Genomic DNA, 16,768 nt, shown 5'->3' with positions numbered 1-16,768 from the left:
AGCGCAAGCTAGGCTCACCAGAGGCACAAGGCAACCCAGAATTCGCAACATTGAAAGCTCGGTCTGGGCACAAAAAAGCGAGCCTCTAGGGACTCGCGTCGTTGCAAACAGATCTGATGGAGCGGGTGATGAGATTCGAACTCACGACATCAACCTTGGCAAGGTTGCGCTCTACCACTGAGCTACACCCGCATGATCAGAATATTTCTAGCAAATCCCATCATTACCCGAAGGCAAATGGAGCGGGTGATGAGATTCGAACTCACGACATCAACCTTGGCAAGGTTGCGCTCTACCACTGAGCTACACCCGCAAATGACTTGCGCGGGCGCTTTCTACACAATCAGGATTTCTACGCAAGACTTTTTTAGAACCTTTTTTTAACGAAAGATAGAACCCGCCCATTTCCAGACACTTAGCAAAACACTACTTTACTAGCAGATCAATGCTAGACGAAGCACCACCCAACAGCTATTCTACGCCCCATGAAATCCTGCCTCTTCTTTTTCCTTTCATTGGGTATCCTAGGAGCCCTTGGATTAACGATTGGCTACAATTACCTCGTCAATGCTGACACTTCAGTGATTGAGGAAAATGCCGAATCAAAGGATCAATAACAAAAAAGCCACCCTGCTCTTCGCAAGGTGGCTTTGTGATTTTAATAGAGTTGAAACCCTAAGCTACTTTATTCAGCAGCAGCTTCTTCGGCAGGAGCCGCTTCAGCCTTCTTAGCTTCGCGAAGCGCTGCACGAATAGACATCTTCACACGACCTTTGTCGTCAATGCCGATACACTTGGCTTTCACTTGATCGCCAACATTCACAACATCTTCAGTCTTCTCTACGCGACCTTCAGCAAGCTCAGAGATGTGGATGAGTCCATCCTTACCAGGAAGAACTTCAACGAATGCTCCAAACTTAGTGCAAGAAACGATCTTACCATCGTAGACCTTACCGACTTCTACTTCAGCAAACATCTGGTTGATCATCTCCTTAGCACGCTCGAGTGACTCATTCTTAGATGCGTAGATGTGCACAGTGCCATCATCTTCGATATTGAGGTCAGCACCAGACTCAGCCTGGATTGCCTTGATGTTCTTGCCACCAGGGCCGATGAGCATACCGATCTTGTCTGGATTGATCTTCACAGACTCGATGCGTGGAGCATTCTCAGAGATGGTTGCAGTCTCGCTGATCACGGAGAGCATCTTGTCGAGAACGAGCGCGCGGCCGTCCTTCGCTTGGTAGATTGCTTCTTCGAGAATGCTGAGTGGGATACCGTCGAGCTTGAGGTCAAGCTGGTAGGAAGTCACACCGTCAGGAGTACCACAGAGTTTGAAGTCCATGTCGCCGTAGAAATCTTCAGAACCGATGATGTCGAGAAGTCGCTCGTACTTCACCATGTTGCCTGCGTCATCAAACTCAGTCACAAGACCGACAGAGATACCAGAAACTGGAGCCTTAAGTGGAACACCGGCACCAAGAAGGGACATAGTACCCGCACAAACGGTCGCCATGGAGGATGAACCATTGGACTCAAGAACTTCGGAAACCGTACGCACTGCGTATGGGAAATCTTCTTCGTCAGGAATCACTGGTGCGATAGAACGCTCAGCGAGGTTACCGTGACCGATTTCACGACGATTGAGACCGCCGAAGCGACCTGCTTCACCAACAGAGAATGGAGGGAAGCTGTAGTGAAGGATGAAACGCTTGCTGTCTTCGCCGCCTGCGTAGTTATCGAAGTACTGGCGCTCATCTGCTGGAGCAAGAGTGGAAACTGCGAGTGCTTGTGTTTCACCACGAGCAAAGAGAGCAGAACCGTGAACCTTTGGAAGGAGACCTTCTTCAGCGAAAAGCGGACGGAGGTCAGCTGGCTTACGGCCGTCTGCACGCACACCCTTCTCCATGATGGAGATACGGAATGCCTTCTTCTGAAGGAATTCGAATGCTTGCTCGATCTGGAAGTCAGTTGTCTCTGGGAAACGCTCCATGATAGCAGCTTCTACTTCGTCGCGAAGTGCGCCAACTTTCTTAGCACGCTCCACTTTAGAAGCCGCGTAGATAGCACCTTCGATGCGATCACCAGCAACTTCGTAAGCGATGTCGAGAAGATCTTGCTCAGCTACAGAAACGGAGTACTCACGAGTCTCTTTACCAGCAAGAGCCTTGAGCTCTTCTTGAGCAGCGACAAGCTTCTGAACATTCTCTTGAGCAAAACGCAGTGCTTTAATGAATTCCTCTTCAGGAATCTGGTCAGCACCACCTTCGATCATGATCACGTTTTCTTTGTCACCTACATAAACAAGGTCAAGATCTGACTCTTCGCGTTGTTCGAATGTTGGGTTCACCACAAACTCACCTTCAACACGGCCCACGCGGACTGCACCCACTGGGCGAGCGAATGGAATGTCAGATACCACGAGTGCTGCAGAAGCACCATTCATGGAAAGAATGTCAGCGTCGTTGATGCCATCAGCGGAAAGCATGAGTGCTACGATCTGAGTCTCGTAAAGGTAACCTTTAGGGAAAAGCGGACGAAGCGGACGGTCAGTCATACGACAAGTGAGAATCTCTTTCTCAGTCGGACGACCTTCACGCTTGAAGTAGCCACCTGGGAAAACACCAGCGGCGAATGCTCTCTCCTTGTATTCTACAGAGAGCGGGAACCAGGACTGTCCTGGCTTGATTTTAGTAAGGGAACAAGCAGTCACAAGAACTGTAGTTTCACCTGAAGTTACGACAACAGCACCATCTGCGAGCTTTGCCATTTTACCAGTTTCAAAACTGATAGGGTTTGAGCCGACCTGGCTCGTCACTTTATGTATATTCATATTTCTTCTTTCGTCACATTGGCAGCACTTCGTTGGCCTCCAATTATATTGTCTTCGAGCCACAGCGGACCTTCCGCCATACTCAGGAAAGAACTCAGATGACGTGCCGTCATTCTTCCCTCTATTTTAGCTAGAAGCTAAAAACTAAAAATTAGCAGCACATCTATGGAAGCACTACTAATTCTCAATTTTTAAATCCTAGATTGGTCCTAGATATGAAGAAGGCCACGGAGTGAACCGTGACCTTCGAAAAGTAACTTAGCGGCGAAGACCAAGACCTTTAATGGCCTTCTGGTAACGCTCTTCTGAGTTTGCCTTGAGGTAATCAAGAAGCTTGCGACGGCGTGACACGAGACGGAGAAGACCGCGACGGCTAGAGACGTCCTTCTTGTTTGCATTCATGTGATCGGTGAGATGAAGAATGCGCACAGTAAGAAGTGCAATTTGATAATCGGCACTACCTGTGTCACCTTCGTGAAGTTGGTAGTCTTTCGGGTTGATAGTAATATCGCTCATTTTGAATAATTGTGTTCAGGACCAGTCCTTCATGAACCAGACCTCCCTACTCGGGACTGCGCTACATAAGAGCATAATCCAAAGAATGCAAGGAGATTATTAGAATTACCCTTGCAGGCATCGCACAGATCAGATACCCCAACATCATGTCTAAAGAAACAACGCTTATCCTCTTCAAGCCCGATACCATCGAAAAAAACCTTTCCGGCACCGTGCTCGAGCGCTTTCTTGCTCTCGACCTTAGCATCAAAGGCATCAAGATGATGGAACTCACCGAGGCTCTCCTCACCGAACACTACGCGCACATCGCAGATCGCCCGTTCTTCCCAGAAATCCTTGAATTCATGCAGAAGACTCCAGTAATCGCTCTCGCGTTAGAAGGCGAAAACGCTATCACCCGCGTGCGTGACCACCTCGGACCAACAGACTCCACCGCAGCTCCAAAAGGCACACTCCGCGGCGACTTCGGAGAAAACTCCATGGTCAACGTCTGCCACGCATCCGATAGCCCAGAAACCGCAGAAGCTGAACTCAAACGCTTCTTCTCTCCAGGCGAACTCTTCTAAGACAACTGAGAGAACTTCAATTTACAAAAAAGCGCGTGATGCTTCATCACGCGCTTTTTTATTATAATTACTTTTTAGATCAAAATCATACTCAACTCTACTGTTCATTTCCACGCCGTTGCGCCGTCGACTCTGAAATTAAACGAGCATATCCCTTCAAGGTATAGTCAAACAAGGTTTCACGCTTCTTAATTTCTTCAAGTCGATTGACCCCAATGTAATCAATCCTACCATCTTCAATCACACGCTTCATACACTCTTTATAAGAGGCCACAGCCTTCGCATACCTCTCATAATATTCTTCCAATGAATCATAATCTTCATGAGCGACACCATTACTGCGCAAGATGAGTATTAATTCGGTCGCTACGGCTAAAGTCAATTGAGCTTCTGGTAGGTTTGGAAACTTTTGGCACTCACTAATTGTTCGTTCCGCCAAATCATACACCGCCTGTGCCTTATCCCCCTCAATCATAGGCGAGGTCATATAAAAGTGACTCAAATTAATAAAATTCCCATAGTTCTTGGGATCCATTTCGTATGCTAACTCTGTAATTTTACGAACTTTTTGATCTTCGTAATCACGTACAGCCCTTCCACCATAATAAGGACCATTGTGCTGCCTCACCCTGTTCTCCATCTGGAGCATATGAATTTTTGACCTCACTAAGAAAGACTTACCTTCCATTCGCCCTCCGCCAGCCATATGGTCATGAGATTGCCCACCATGATGTATTACCCCAATAGGCTCCTGCAGCGCCATTCCAATAATTGCTCCATAAGCACTCCCCTTTAACTCAACCGGGTTAAAAGGCTGCCCACCTTTATGAGGCAACCTAGCATACCCATCCACAATCAGAAACACACCGAGCACTGATAACACAATTTTAATAAGTAGGTTCATCTCGCTACCTCTTTTTATAGTTGAATAATACTGTAGCCACCATTGAGACAACAATTGCCCACCCAGAGAGATATTCAAACACCACAAAAAACTCCTCCAAACTGAGAGCCCCCTGCTTGTGTATGAATCGATGCGTTAGATCTCCAAGGTAATAATGAGGAAGTATGACGTAGAGCAAATCTAATGAGAACGAATCATTAAATCGCACAATAGTCTCTATGATACTCACTCCGTAGAACCCAACAAAGCTAAGAGCCGCCGTGAAAACATAGCCTACAGTCAAACCAAACCGACTTCCTAGAGATACAGCCAACATCAACAAAGGCGACACCACAACGATAATGAATGCTAGGTGCTGCACCCCTAGTAATTTCCAGTGCCTAGCTTCTTGAACATCACTAGGAATGGCTCCTAACAAAGATACTGCAAAAGCACACATTGCGAGCACGACGCAAATAATAAATGGAGCCAACCATAATGCACACAATTGCTCACCTTGATGAACCCCCTTACTCTTAAAGTAAACCCCCATACCTCGCATCACATGCCCACTTCCCAGCTTTGCAGCCTCGTAAGTTAGCCACAGAAACGAAGCCAACCAAGCAAACTGCCATGCAACCTGAGCCCTTGCTGGCTCCAGTATAGCGTTATCGACCTGGTAGTGCGTCAACTCAGCCATTACAAACGGCAAGCATACAGCAAGTAACACCACAAGAAAAACGAGCTTCTCATACACTAAGGACACCCAAGACAATTTAAATATACTCTTCATCTTCTATACCAATTGCTTTTTTAATTCGCCCCATGAAGCCAACTCCTGAGAAGCTGAATGACTCAATTGCCCCTCTGAAATAAGCACAGCACTACCGATACACATACTATCAAAATCCGGGTGGCAACTAACAAGCCGGCAAATTCCATCCGAATTCTCCCCCCAATACTCCATGATCTTCTCTCTGGTGTAGGAATCGAGTCCAGTGAATGGCTCATCTAACAAAACTATATTATTCTGCCCCTCGACAACTGAGAACTCAGCAAGCAACCAACTTACTTTCCTTTTATTACCCGTTGAGAGACTTCGATAGCTCATATTTAAGTCCAACTCGATACTATCAGCAAAACCAACACATGCATCGAACCTATCCTTCGGCAATAAGGCTTTGAACAGCACTTTCGAATTTAAGTGATCATTGAATTCAATATCCTCAGGCACAAACTGCAGACACCCATCAATTTTGAACTGACCTGATAAAGACTTCAAAACCCCCGCTAATGTCCTCAACAAGGTTGTTTTACCCCTACCGTTTCTGGCCAATAAATAATGTGTTCCATCACCAAGCGCAACTGGAGCCCCCACTTCAGCCAAAGGGTGGTTATACCCTATAGAAAAACCCTGATTCATCAATATATAGTTCTCCGTTGCCATAATTCTGATCTACCCAATCCTCTACATTACCTCAAGAGAAAATTAGCTAACTTCATTGATCAAGCTCGAATATCGCCACACCACCCAAAGGTTCCATCTATTTTCCCATTGCCACATTTGGATAAATATTTTAACTAGTTGTATTACACACAATTTCAAAATAACTAAACCCTTCACAATTTTCTTCTTCACAAACCCATTTTAGTAGGACAATATGCGCTTTAAGCGTCCCCCCAATTGCCACAATAAAAGAGATCAATGGATGCCGCTGTAAACATACCTTCACCACCACCACTTCCAAACGAATTAGGCTCCCAGGCCTTTTCGGATTCATTGAGTGGGGAACAATTCCTCAAGCTCATCTTCCAAACATGTGCTGAAAAGGGAGTATCGGATATCCAGCTGCGTGCGAATCAACCCATGTACATTGAGACCCACCAAGGGATGGAATCTCTAGCATACCTTGGAGTGATCCCCTCCAACTCCATGTACAAAATTTACGTAGCTCTCCTCAACAACAAGGAGGATGACTCACATGACTTTAACAATCATAAAAGCAGCACCAACCACATTGAGGAAGCTATTGAAAACTTCAAGGCCACAAAAGTAGACGACTTTGCATGCAATGGCATTCAATACGGAACGAATGGAGAAATTTCGGGCCGTCTTCGTATACAAGCCCATTTAAGTGCCCCCGGCTTGGGAATCACGTGTCGAATTTTAAATGACGAAATCCCCGAGCTAGAATCGCTAGGCATCCAGCCAGACACAATACGATCGCTTCGTTCAGGCGTCCTCAAAAGAGCTGGTCTATGTCTAGTAACTGGACCAACTGGTTCAGGAAAATCCACGACCCTTGCATCACTGATTAATTGGGCACGACGCCACCACCCAAAACACATCGTAACAATCGAAGACCCTGTAGAATACCGTTACCCACATGACATGGATGACCCAGATGTACCAGGCATGCGCACGCTGGCACCTTCCATTGTCACTCAACAAGAAGTAGGACGCGATGTTTCCTCATACCGCCAAGGCCTCAAAGACGTTCTCCGTAAAGCGCCTCACATCATCCTCCTAGGGGAGATTCGTGACCGCGAGGCTATGGATACCTGCCTAGAAGCAGCACAAACCGGCCACCTCGTGCTGTCAACCCTCCACACCACTGGAGCGGTCAAGACTATGGGCCGTATTTTGGAGATGTACCCGAAAGAGAAACACGCTTCCATCTTGAACAGGCTTGGCGAAATCATGATCTTCATCCACTCTCAAGGTCTGCTAAATGGGATTCACGGCAGAGTTTTGAATTACGAATTTCTAAACAATAATGACGATTCTGTTGGCGCAGCTGTTGCAGCTTATGATAGAGGTGTCAGTGCTCTGGAAGATGCTATCCGCAGATCTGGTAATATCCAATGGGACAACAATCTCCTCAGGCTACACCAAAACGGCTTAATTGACCAAGAAACCTTTGAGAATGCTAAACTCGCCAAATCCGACGACTAGGCATTCTCCCCCCCCATAAACACAAACATAATACATAAAATAATGAAAAAAAATACATACTCCATTAAGAACCGCCAAGGTGTAACACTTATCGAATTGACAGTTGTTATCGCCATCCTCCTCGTACTCATCTCAGTACTATTCGTTGGGGCCTCCTACTACAAAACCAATGCTGATCAAGCAGCCTGTGTGGTCAACCAGTCATCCACACAGAAAGCTTTTCGCAGTTACCAAAACCTCTCATCTGACACATCACCAACACTCGCAGAAGCAGTTACTGCTGGCGCAATGACAGCCATCCCAGTTTGCCCATCTACTCAGACAGCATACACACTCACAGGTGAAATCGTTGGCTGCGCAGACGCCACAGACGGCGCGGCCCACAATGCAGCAGCAGGCGACAAGACAGCATGGTAAAAAGCATTCTCTAATCACTCAAATCCCTCCCCTATAGCACTTAGGTGGAGGGATTTTTACATTTCACTTGGCCCAAAACACAACGAAGATGGACCTAACACCTCCAGATCAGCTTAATTTTATTAGCCGCTACAAGCAAGCAAAACTGCTTGCCAAGAACACCAGTCGCCGCACCAACCCCTTTTGGTATAGTGATGCGCTGGCAGTGAACATTCAGCTACATATCTTTGTTGGAAGTGACACTGGAGCGATCTCCTATATCCGAAACGTAGAAACGAACGAATGGGCAAAAGGACCAAATATTTCTCCAGAGATGGAGGAAGACACAAGCCTACTCATCCCAGTACTTGAGGGCATTCGCACGGAATACTTTACTGAATCAAAACGTCCTGGCCTAGGGGTCGTTCTATACATTGCTGATGAATTCTCCACTTGCGAGCTAGGCCCTGAACATCAGAACCCTAGGGCGATCGATGAACTTAGAAAGCTCATCAAAGAAAATCCAGCCTCTATTCTCGAAGACCAAACTGTCTCGAATGAATCTCATGCATGGCGCCTCTTTCCCTACCCAGGGGCAAACAGTGATCAAAATTTTGCAACAGCGATAGCCTTCACTCGTCGCCACGAAGCTCTCATGAAGCAATTCAGAGGTTGGGGAAATGATAATAACATTCCAATCCGGACTCGCGCAATAAGCGCCCCACTTTGCGCCATAGCTGCGCTTCCATGGCTTCTTAAGGAAAAACCGGATAATGGCTTTATTACTGTATATCATTACCCAAGATTTACTGTATTAGGTTTCTTCAATAACAATGGCGATCTCGTCCTTATTCGAACTCTCCAACACCACAGTGGACTTCCTTTCTCCCCCCAGACAGCAAGCGCGATTATGTCTGCAGCGGCTTCCATGGAGATCACATCCCCCAATGTCTATATTATTCCGATGGCAGGCGCCACCCCAATGGGCATGAGCGACTCACTGTCTAGCATGCTCCAAGGCTCTGAAGTCTCCACCTTAAGCCCCACAAGCTCAGCCCTTCACATTCCTACTGCCCCGAGTGCAGCGAACAAGCAAAGCGATCTAGGTGTAACACGCCCCTGGAAATGGTCAGACCTAACCGCCCAAACAGAACTCACGTCTGACCCTCTCAACTCAAATGGCAATGCTGATGACACAGCCATCCCAGGAGTTACTCGCCCATGGAAACTCAGTGACATGGAAGCTGTAGCCATGCTCTCGCAGGTACGACTCGAGGTGATATCCACTACCACACCCCCTTCTTCTTCAGGGTCCGAACTAGCCAACAATTATACATTTAGCACACTTGTGGAGGAAATGTGGCCACTTCAAGATTTCCTCCCCCCCTCAGAAGACGAACAAGCACCTATTCCGCAACAACTAGAGATGAAGCTGCTTCTATGGAGCAAGTATATTAAAATTGCTGCAGCAGTCATCATTGCGATGACCCTAATTAGTAGTAGCATTAGCATATTCAAAGCGACTCAAGACCCAGCATGGAACTATCAATCCACCAACCCTAATTTCTTACTCACTAGCCTAAAGAAAGACATCCAAAAGTACCACTATCTAGACAATAAACTCTCTGACAGAGCGCGAGCATGGAGCACCATGGAATTGATTACTCGTCTATTCCCTGATGTTAACTCGATCAAAATTGATAGCGTCAACTTCACAACTTCCATCGACACAAACAGCGCGATCAACAACATCCAACCGATCAAAAGACAATGGACAATTACAGGCTCTGCTAGCTCAGCAGCCCGAGAATATCTGGACAAGCTGAACAGCACCGCAGGAATTTCAAAAGTTTTCCAGCACACGTTCGAAGGAACACACGATCCTTCATTCGACATAGAATCTTATAGATCTCGAACTCCTCGCTCTGATATACGCATCAAATTATCACGTAATGCTCGAAAGCTTAAAAATGTACAAGGAGCTCATCTCTATGAATTCACGATGACAGTATACCAAACTATCTCAGACGAGGACCCTCTGGCCTTGATTTCTAAATAAGGATCACACGATGAAAAAACATTACATTCAATCTGTATCAGCAATCGCGATATTACTACCCTTTCTTATCGCTATTGTTGTATCACTAGTAATTAAAATTACCTCTAACTCTATTTTGGGTGATTTTAACCTCAGTAAAACAACATTCACAAACGATACAGCAATCAACTACAGAATCCCCCCTATCAAAAAACAACATGTAGAGATCGCCCCATTCATTGAGCCATGGGAAAAAATCACCACAAGTGAGAGCTTCAATTCCCTCAACAGTGCATTAAGAAAGGCCATCGAGACAAACGATTCAACCAAAACACTCCAAATCCTTTCCGCTCAGAGAGGTAGCCCAAATAGGAGCTTGACGCATATAAAATCCTCAAGCAGCGCATTCACAATCGAGGGAACATACACCGAACTACAGAATGTCATGCTACAAACAGAGAGCACACTCCCAAACCTCATGGTTCAGACTATGTCACTCGCACCACAAAAAGCAGGCAACTTACTCGAACTTAAAATCAATTACACGTCATGGGAAACAGAACAATAGCTCTACATATTATAACATTCCTGTTACTATCCTCTCATAGCTCTGTCTTCGCATCAAATGAGAAATCGAAGCTATCTTCAGCAAAAGACGAAATCAACCAAATCGATAATTTCATCAATGAGAGGGCTTCGGTATTCGCAATCAACAACAGAGCCTACGACCCGTTTGGCCAACCTCAAGACCCGCACAAGGCAGTTGTAGTTAAAAAACAGGTAAAAAAACAAGCTGCAGCCCCGAAAGTGGAAGAAAAAATCCTCATCAAGCAGGAGATCAACAAACTTGGTAAAAAGATCACCGTTTTAGGGAATATGATCATTGTCGACGGCGCTCCCTACAAGCGAGGGAATAAAATTAACGTTTCCGTTAAAGGCAAACAATTCCCCCTAAAGGTCAACTCTATATCCAGATCACGCATCACCTTTCTCGATCTCTCTGACAAATCGATAGTTACCCTAAAACTACAGAATGGAACATTCTTCACCCCTGGCTCCGACGATTTACCAGCTCTACCCAGTGGTGAAAATAAAACAATCAATCTAGATAAATAATACAGCCTTCAAAAATATCCTTGCGCTAACCCCATGGATTATGTGCATGATACAATCATTCCTCCCATCCTACGAACATGAAAAGTAAGCTAAGAAGTATGAAGTTACTACCAACTACGCTTGCAGCATTTGCTGTCTACGCAGCATCTGTGCAAGCCCAAGATCAGACACCCCCAGAAGCCCCGCAGCCAGTGGCAGACTTTCCGGCTAGCGGACCGACTCCGGAGCCTGAGCCTGTGACTCCAGAACTTCCTGGCATCACTGAGCCAGAAGAAGAAGTGGCTGATGCAGCCCTCCCTGGTGAAGAACCTTTAGCAGAGGAGCAACCGCAACAAACAGAAATGGAAAATGGCATGCGTCTGAATGATGCAGATCTGAACACCGTTTTTGAGGTCTTGGCCCGTGGCGCGAATTTGTCATATTTCCACAACAATCGTATTGCTGGAGAAGAATTTAAAGTAAATGGTTACCTGCGTGACGGCGATGCTCTCACGCAGATGGAAGACCTAGCATTTAATAACGGCCTAACCCTGCACAGGCGCGGGAATACCATCTACGCACTAACAGGCGACCAGTTAAATCAACTTCCATCAACTGAATGGACATACAGCCTTCGATATCTTCGTTCGGCAAACATGAAGCAACACATCACATCTCTGGTGCGTCCGCTATGTAGTGCTAATGCGGTAGTCAATTACGAAGAAAAAACCAACACGCTCATCGTCATCGACACACCGTACAAGATTGAGCGAGTCCAAAGCCTCTTGTCTCGTATCGACCGCGCGAAGGGACAAATCGTTGTTGAAGTAAAAATCTACCGAGTCATCGATTCAGTTGGCCAAAACATCGGCGTAGACTGGGAATCTGCTCTCGGAGCTACGGGTGGCACAGGGCTCACCGCGGGATTGAATAGCATGCTAGGCCTTCCTATCGGCACGGGCGCTGAAGCCATTGCTGGTGATCTTGGAGATATCGAAGCAGCAGGCGCTCTAGTTTTCACCCCAGATCAGATTACTGGAGTCCTTAGAGCACTGAATGATGCTGGCATCACTCGCCTTCAAAATAATCCTGTCCTCATCACTGAAGACAACGAGCTCGCAAACATCTCTGTCATCGATCGAGTACCAATCATCACATCAACCACTACGACTGGCACCTCTTCAACTACTTCGGAGGAAGTCAGATATAAGATTGACGAGGAAGACTCAAACGAGCCCGAGAACACGCGTGAAATCGGAACCACAATATCCGTCACACCGACACTTCTCCCAGACGGAACAATTCGCCTCAAAATGCGTCCACGTGCAGCTTCCATTACTGAGTTCGTCGAGGGATCCTCAGAGGCAGGATCAACTCCTAACCGCTACCCTCGTGTATTAGAGTCCTCACTGACCACAATCGCACGTATCCCAGATGGTCACTCACTGGTAGTTGGTGGTTTCTTCTCCGAACAAGAAACTGAAATAAAGAATAAGGTACCCCTCCTTGGAGACATCCCTGTGATCAACTTCTTCTTCAAGAGCTCCTCAACGCAAAAAGAGAAATCTAGCTTAATCTTTGTTGTCACCCCCACAAGCTATGACCCGACATCGCATGCTTCAAACAACAGAGTTAACGATCGAGTCAACTCGAAGCTTGAAGTTCCTAAAAAGCCAATGGCACTAGATGGAGAAGAAAATGACTACATTGCAGACCCGGGTCTCAGTCGCACATGGAAGAACATCAAAAAAGAAGTTGGTAAACCATTCAATGGCAGCTCCAACACTTCAAGTGGTAATTCCTACAAGCAGTCACCATCAGGATCACGTCGCCGTTAAACGAGCTTATTCAAATCTGAACATAAATGACTGAGTCACCTCATTCGTCTCCTCACATCACAGAGTGGCACAGCTATTCAATGCAACAGAGTGCTGCTGCTTTTGCAAAAGCAGGTATAGCGAGTGACAACGACATCGATGTGGTGACTCGATACTGCATGGATGCGTGGTCCAAAAACCTCCCCGTTGAACCCCTTCATCGGCTTGCAGTTGAAGATTCGAATGAGGAAAGCCAGTATCCATTCACGATTGAACGCTGGAACATGATGTTAGCCTCCTTAGTGAGCCCTGTCATGCCTCCTGCCCCATTCGCTGGCAGCATGATGACCCCTAATGCATTTTATGAAAAACATGAGCCCATTTATGACTTAGCTCGCTCATTCAAGTGTCCTATACTCTATAACGAAGATGCAGACGTTATTGGTCTTGGGTCCATCAACCCAGTGACTGCGACAATATTCGCCCAGGCCGCACACGCCTATATTTCGGGAACTCTTAAGATATCCCCATTCATCACTTGTGTCCGAATTGGTTACGATGCATGGAAAAAACTCAATGAAAAGCACTTTGAACGATGATTGATTTTGACGGGTTCCAATTCAATGACCTCATCAGTAAACAAATCATGCAAGCGCTAGGTGAGCATGACCAAGCTTTTGCTGAAATCACTCACGATCAAGTTCAAAACAGGGTAACAAAATCAGTTTTCATGGCTTGCTTAGCCAAAATGAATGGTCTGGCGTTTTTCCCAAAAGTAGCTGAATTTTGTGACTCTGAATTACTTGATAAATGTGACCCGTCTACCCTCACTAGAGGAAACTTCACACCTCTCTGCATACATCACCAGACTTTATTGATTGCCGTAGTGGACCCTTGGCAATCTCAAGCTGATGAGTACTTAGCCTCACGCTTTCCCGGCCATGAAATTGTACGTATTGTTACGATCAAGTCTGAGATCAGCCGTACCATTGAAAATGCTTCGGCTTCAGCTGGGCCGAATCAGGAACAACTGGAATCAATCGAAGTAGAAGATTTTGAAGAATTCAAAAAGGACTTCGATGTAACAAACACCGAATACGACGAACCCATGGCAGCGCTTACTGCACAGATCATGTCTGATGCGGTTAAAAAGCGCACCTCTGATATACACTTCAAAGTCGAAAAAGAGAGTTTCTATTACGCATTCCGTATCAATGGAGACATTGCTCCTAGAGTGGAGCTTCCGATGAAGCTGAAGGATCGTATTGATGCATTTCTATTAAACCTCATGGGCCTACCGCCCGAAATTAGAAGTACAGCCATTGGTATTTCTGGGCGTTTCACCATCAGTTACTTTCATCGCCCTATTGATATTCGATACGAGCGCCACAGAACATACCGTGGCTACCACATTACCATGCGTCTACTTGACAAAGGCAACCTGAATGTGACCCTAGGAAAAGGAACACTGGCCTTTGATGACGAAACCCTCTTTGCCATGCGGAAGGTGATGAAGGTGCCTGCAGGTATTATCGTAATGTCTGGGCCGACAGGTTCAGGTAAATCGACCACCTTGAATGCAATGCTTCGTGAATTGAACCGTCCTGAAGTTAATATTCTCACACTAGAAAACCCTGTTGAAGATGAAGTGCCTGGCATCACGCATTGTGACCTTAGAAGTGCAGACGAATTTAAACCCATGGTTTCTTCGTTTATGCGCTCAGATCCAGATATTATACTTATGGGTGAGGTGCGTGACATCGAATCCGCAGAACTGGCAATTGAAGCTGCAGTTACTGGTCACAAAGTGCTGACTACCGTACACACGGCCCGCGCATCTCAGATTATTGAGCGCTTCGAGCAGCTTGGCATTGAACGCTGGAAGATCGCACAAACACTCAAGGCTGCCTGTGCCCAACGCCTACTCAAAGTGCTCTGCCCATACTGCAAGGTTGAACTTGAAGGTGTGTCAGAGTATGACAGGAAGACCTACAACCTCGACGATAGCTGGACTACTCAGGTAATCTATGAAAGAAACCAAGACGGCTGCCAAGAATGCAATAGTTCAGGATATGCTGGTCGTACCGCGATTGTAGAAATTATACCAATAACTCCTAAAATCTCCGATCAACTTTCAAAAGGCGAAATTTCTCCATACGATCTCGAAATACAAATTGAAGCAGAAGGAATTCTTCCCAACCTTCGACGTAGTGGTCTCAAACTACTGAAGTCTGGAAAGACTGATCTAGATGCAGTCTCCAAGGTTATTGATATGTCTTCAGATGACCATTAAGGATCAAGATAAAGTATACTCACTCATATATGAGCTCAATCCCATCACCTAATCGACAGAACGCCCCGATTAAAGAAGAGAAGCCAAAAACGGCAATGAATAAGGAAATACAGCTATTTCCTAATAAACCGAAGCGTTTCAAAACCAAAGATTCTATCAAACTTTACCGAGGTTTAGCCTCGATGATGAAAGCTCAGATCAACACAGCTGATGCGCTTAAGTATTATGCTGAGGGTTTACCAGACAAAAACATGGCTGGTACTCTCCTAAAAATCCATGATGATATTCATGGTGGTATCTCTGTTTATGATGCATTCAAAAGAAGTAAGCACTTCGATGACATGACATTGGGCCTAATCAAAGCTGGAATGGATTCTGGGGAATTGGATTCCGCCTTTAGGGACCTTGCAACTAGAGCCGAAACCGCAGCTTTTTTTTCCAAGAAAATCAGAAAAATCGTTGTAATACCAAGTATTGTTTTTCCCGTATTAATCATGGCTTTCATCTACTGTCAGATCAGTATCGTCCCTCAGATTAGAGGAATGGTTGGAGGTGGCAACTATGAACCAAAAGGCCCCGTGAAATTCTTCTTTACTCTAAGTGACTTCACTATCCAGTGGTACCCGCTCGCACTGACCATACTCATCTCAATAGTGTTGGCATTTATAATATCAAAAAAACTACGCGACTTAGTGATGAATTTAGCCATGTCCAAGTGGCGAGTTCTAAGAAAACTTGTCCAAGGGCTAAGGCAAGCCACTTTTTTGGGTGTAATCAAGCTGCTACATGGTAATGGTATCAATATGGCAAAAGCTATCAAAACTGCGGCAGCCTCAGTAAAAGGGACACCGTTTCATGATGAGCTTTTAAGAGCTGCTGAGCAATATGAAAGTTCAGGCGTTCCATTAGCTATTGCCTTTAGCAAGTTTACTTCAGTTGATGACCAGATTGTACACATGCTATCAATTGGTGAAAAATCTGCATCAATGGGTGACCAATTGGCCATGCTAACAGAAATGTATGAAGAAGAATGTCAGGAGAGTATGGAAAATTTCTCTAATCTCCTTAGTTTTTTCGTTATGTTTGGAGCAGTCAGCATGGTAGCGTTGGTATTTATGAGTGTCTTCATGCCTATTTTCCTGGCGGGACCAGAAATGATGAATTCTGCAATGTGAACCGAGATCGATGTATCAAACAAAATTAGACCGCTGGCTCTTGGAGCAATTTATATTTGAACATCACATAAGGCTCGTTCGCGTACCTGACAAAATCCCAAGAGGCGTCAAAGTTCTCAATAAAAAATCAGGCCAATATGAATACTTAGTGATAATCAAAAATAAAACAATCGCTGAACGTTTTATTAGACTACTAAATG

Annotated in this window: 16 protein-coding genes and 2 tRNA genes; 11 read left to right on the top strand and 7 right to left on the bottom strand. The window is 45.7% G+C overall.

Annotation, left to right across the window (positions count from 1 at the left end; genetic code table 11):
- Positions 1 to 117: 117 nt before the first annotated feature.
- Positions 118 to 192, bottom strand: a tRNA-Gly gene (locus F454_RS0111105).
- 46 nt (positions 193 to 238) lie between these two features.
- Positions 239 to 313, bottom strand: a tRNA-Gly gene (locus F454_RS0111100).
- Between the two features lie 172 nt (positions 314 to 485).
- On the opposite strand from F454_RS0111100, the gene F454_RS16710 reads away from it, so the two are divergent.
- Positions 486 to 617 (top strand): hypothetical protein, encoded by a 132-nt coding sequence (locus F454_RS16710; RefSeq protein WP_018970733.1) that lies wholly within the window; start codon positions 486 to 488, stop codon positions 615 to 617.
- 68 nt (positions 618 to 685) lie between these two features.
- Here F454_RS16710 and F454_RS0111090 read toward each other — a convergent pair whose 3' ends face one another.
- Together F454_RS0111090 and rpsO are read right to left on the bottom strand one after the other, a co-directional pair.
- Positions 686 to 2,833 (bottom strand): polyribonucleotide nucleotidyltransferase, encoded by a 2,148-nt coding sequence (locus F454_RS0111090; protein WP_026292858.1) that lies wholly within the window; start codon positions 2,831 to 2,833, stop codon positions 686 to 688.
- Positions 2,834 to 3,091: 258 nt separating this feature from the next.
- The gene (gene rpsO / locus F454_RS0111085) at positions 3,092 to 3,349 is read right to left on the bottom strand and encodes a 30S ribosomal protein S15 (RefSeq protein WP_018970731.1); all 258 of its coding nucleotides are present in this window, start codon (positions 3,347 to 3,349) and stop codon (positions 3,092 to 3,094) included.
- Between the two features lie 146 nt (positions 3,350 to 3,495).
- On the opposite strand from rpsO, the gene F454_RS0111080 reads away from it, so the two are divergent.
- Complete coding sequence (locus F454_RS0111080) at positions 3,496 to 3,915, top strand: nucleoside-diphosphate kinase (protein ID WP_018970730.1); 420 nt, start codon at positions 3,496 to 3,498, stop codon at positions 3,913 to 3,915.
- Positions 3,916 to 4,012: 97 nt separating this feature from the next.
- Here F454_RS0111080 and F454_RS0111075 read toward each other — a convergent pair whose 3' ends face one another.
- Genes F454_RS0111075 through F454_RS0111065 form a run of 3 tightly spaced genes read right to left on the bottom strand, consistent with a single transcriptional unit; the run spans position 4,013 to position 6,245 of the window.
- A complete protein-coding gene (locus F454_RS0111075) occupies positions 4,013 to 4,819 on the bottom strand; it encodes a hypothetical protein (protein ID WP_018970729.1) in 807 nt (268 codons plus the stop codon).
- A 4-nt stretch (positions 4,820 to 4,823) separates the two neighbouring features.
- Positions 4,824 to 5,591, bottom strand: a complete 768-nt coding sequence (locus F454_RS0111070; RefSeq protein WP_018970728.1) for a hypothetical protein — start codon at positions 5,589 to 5,591, stop codon at positions 4,824 to 4,826.
- 3 nt (positions 5,592 to 5,594) lie between these two features.
- Complete coding sequence (locus F454_RS0111065) at positions 5,595 to 6,245, bottom strand: ATP-binding cassette domain-containing protein (RefSeq protein WP_018970727.1); 651 nt, start codon at positions 6,243 to 6,245, stop codon at positions 5,595 to 5,597.
- A gap of 258 nt (positions 6,246 to 6,503) precedes the next feature.
- On the opposite strand from F454_RS0111065, the gene F454_RS15880 reads away from it, so the two are divergent.
- From F454_RS15880 to F454_RS0111020, 9 genes are all read left to right on the top strand, one after another.
- The gene (locus F454_RS15880) at positions 6,504 to 7,754 is read left to right on the top strand and encodes a type IV pilus twitching motility protein PilT (protein ID WP_018970726.1); all 1,251 of its coding nucleotides are present in this window, start codon (positions 6,504 to 6,506) and stop codon (positions 7,752 to 7,754) included.
- Positions 7,755 to 7,796: 42 nt separating this feature from the next.
- Positions 7,797 to 8,171 carry a type II secretion system protein gene (locus F454_RS14970; RefSeq protein ID WP_018970725.1) on the top strand — a complete coding sequence of 125 codons (375 nt, stop codon included), beginning with the start codon at positions 7,797 to 7,799 and terminating at the stop codon, positions 8,169 to 8,171.
- Between the two features lie 88 nt (positions 8,172 to 8,259).
- The gene (locus F454_RS0111050) at positions 8,260 to 10,209 is read left to right on the top strand and encodes a hypothetical protein (protein WP_018970724.1); all 1,950 of its coding nucleotides are present in this window, start codon (positions 8,260 to 8,262) and stop codon (positions 10,207 to 10,209) included.
- Between the two features lie 10 nt (positions 10,210 to 10,219).
- Positions 10,220 to 10,756: a hypothetical protein gene (locus F454_RS0111045; protein WP_018970723.1), complete on the top strand. Its 537-nt coding sequence runs from the start codon at positions 10,220 to 10,222 to the stop codon at positions 10,754 to 10,756.
- Positions 10,738 to 11,304: a hypothetical protein gene (locus F454_RS0111040; RefSeq protein WP_018970722.1), complete on the top strand. Its 567-nt coding sequence runs from the start codon at positions 10,738 to 10,740 to the stop codon at positions 11,302 to 11,304. The genes F454_RS0111045 and F454_RS0111040 overlap by 19 nt, the downstream gene beginning before the upstream one ends.
- Positions 11,305 to 11,402: 98 nt before the next feature.
- Positions 11,403 to 13,121 (top strand): type II secretion system protein GspD, encoded by a 1,719-nt coding sequence (locus F454_RS0111035; RefSeq protein ID WP_018970721.1) that lies wholly within the window; start codon positions 11,403 to 11,405, stop codon positions 13,119 to 13,121.
- Between the two features lie 80 nt (positions 13,122 to 13,201).
- Positions 13,202 to 13,699 carry a hypothetical protein gene (locus F454_RS0111030; RefSeq protein ID WP_156817252.1) on the top strand — a complete coding sequence of 166 codons (498 nt, stop codon included), beginning with the start codon at positions 13,202 to 13,204 and terminating at the stop codon, positions 13,697 to 13,699.
- Positions 13,696 to 15,393 (top strand): GspE/PulE family protein, encoded by a 1,698-nt coding sequence (locus F454_RS0111025; protein WP_018970719.1) that lies wholly within the window; start codon positions 13,696 to 13,698, stop codon positions 15,391 to 15,393. The genes F454_RS0111030 and F454_RS0111025 overlap by 4 nt, the downstream gene beginning before the upstream one ends.
- A gap of 29 nt (positions 15,394 to 15,422) precedes the next feature.
- Positions 15,423 to 16,568 carry a type II secretion system F family protein gene (locus F454_RS0111020; protein WP_018970718.1) on the top strand — a complete coding sequence of 382 codons (1,146 nt, stop codon included), beginning with the start codon at positions 15,423 to 15,425 and terminating at the stop codon, positions 16,566 to 16,568.
- Positions 16,569 to 16,768: the final 200 nt, after the last annotated feature.

Origin of the sequence: Rubritalea marina DSM 17716 (genome assembly GCF_000378105.1) — a bacterium.
Taxonomy (GTDB): Bacteria; Verrucomicrobiota; Verrucomicrobiia; order Verrucomicrobiales; family Akkermansiaceae; genus Rubritalea; species Rubritalea marina.
The sequence above is the reverse complement of the archived record's forward strand: the minus strand, read 5'-3'. Positions and strand labels throughout refer to the sequence as shown.

Coding starts and splice junctions, on each gene's coding strand:
- rpsO (WP_018970731.1), bottom strand. CDS start 3,349: ATGAGCGATATTACTATCAACCCGAAAGACTACCAACTTCACGAAGGT.
- F454_RS0111040 (WP_018970722.1), top strand. CDS start 10,738: ATGGGAAACAGAACAATAGCTCTACATATTATAACATTCCTGTTACTA.
- F454_RS0111090 (WP_026292858.1), bottom strand. CDS start 2,833: ATGAATATACATAAAGTGACGAGCCAGGTCGGCTCAAACCCTATCAGT.
- F454_RS14970 (WP_018970725.1), top strand. CDS start 7,797: ATGAAAAAAAATACATACTCCATTAAGAACCGCCAAGGTGTAACACTT.
- F454_RS0111075 (WP_018970729.1), bottom strand. CDS start 4,819: ATGAACCTACTTATTAAAATTGTGTTATCAGTGCTCGGTGTGTTTCTG.
- F454_RS0111035 (WP_018970721.1), top strand. CDS start 11,403: ATGAAGTTACTACCAACTACGCTTGCAGCATTTGCTGTCTACGCAGCA.
- F454_RS16710 (WP_018970733.1), top strand. CDS start 486: ATGAAATCCTGCCTCTTCTTTTTCCTTTCATTGGGTATCCTAGGAGCC.
- F454_RS0111070 (WP_018970728.1), bottom strand. CDS start 5,591: ATGAAGAGTATATTTAAATTGTCTTGGGTGTCCTTAGTGTATGAGAAG.
- F454_RS0111030 (WP_156817252.1), top strand. CDS start 13,202: ATGCAACAGAGTGCTGCTGCTTTTGCAAAAGCAGGTATAGCGAGTGAC.
- F454_RS0111080 (WP_018970730.1), top strand. CDS start 3,496: ATGTCTAAAGAAACAACGCTTATCCTCTTCAAGCCCGATACCATCGAA.
- F454_RS0111025 (WP_018970719.1), top strand. CDS start 13,696: ATGATTGATTTTGACGGGTTCCAATTCAATGACCTCATCAGTAAACAA.
- F454_RS0111020 (WP_018970718.1), top strand. CDS start 15,423: ATGAGCTCAATCCCATCACCTAATCGACAGAACGCCCCGATTAAAGAA.
- F454_RS0111050 (WP_018970724.1), top strand. CDS start 8,260: ATGGACCTAACACCTCCAGATCAGCTTAATTTTATTAGCCGCTACAAG.
- F454_RS15880 (WP_018970726.1), top strand. CDS start 6,504: ATGGATGCCGCTGTAAACATACCTTCACCACCACCACTTCCAAACGAA.
- F454_RS0111065 (WP_018970727.1), bottom strand. CDS start 6,245: ATGGCAACGGAGAACTATATATTGATGAATCAGGGTTTTTCTATAGGG.
- F454_RS0111045 (WP_018970723.1), top strand. CDS start 10,220: ATGAAAAAACATTACATTCAATCTGTATCAGCAATCGCGATATTACTA.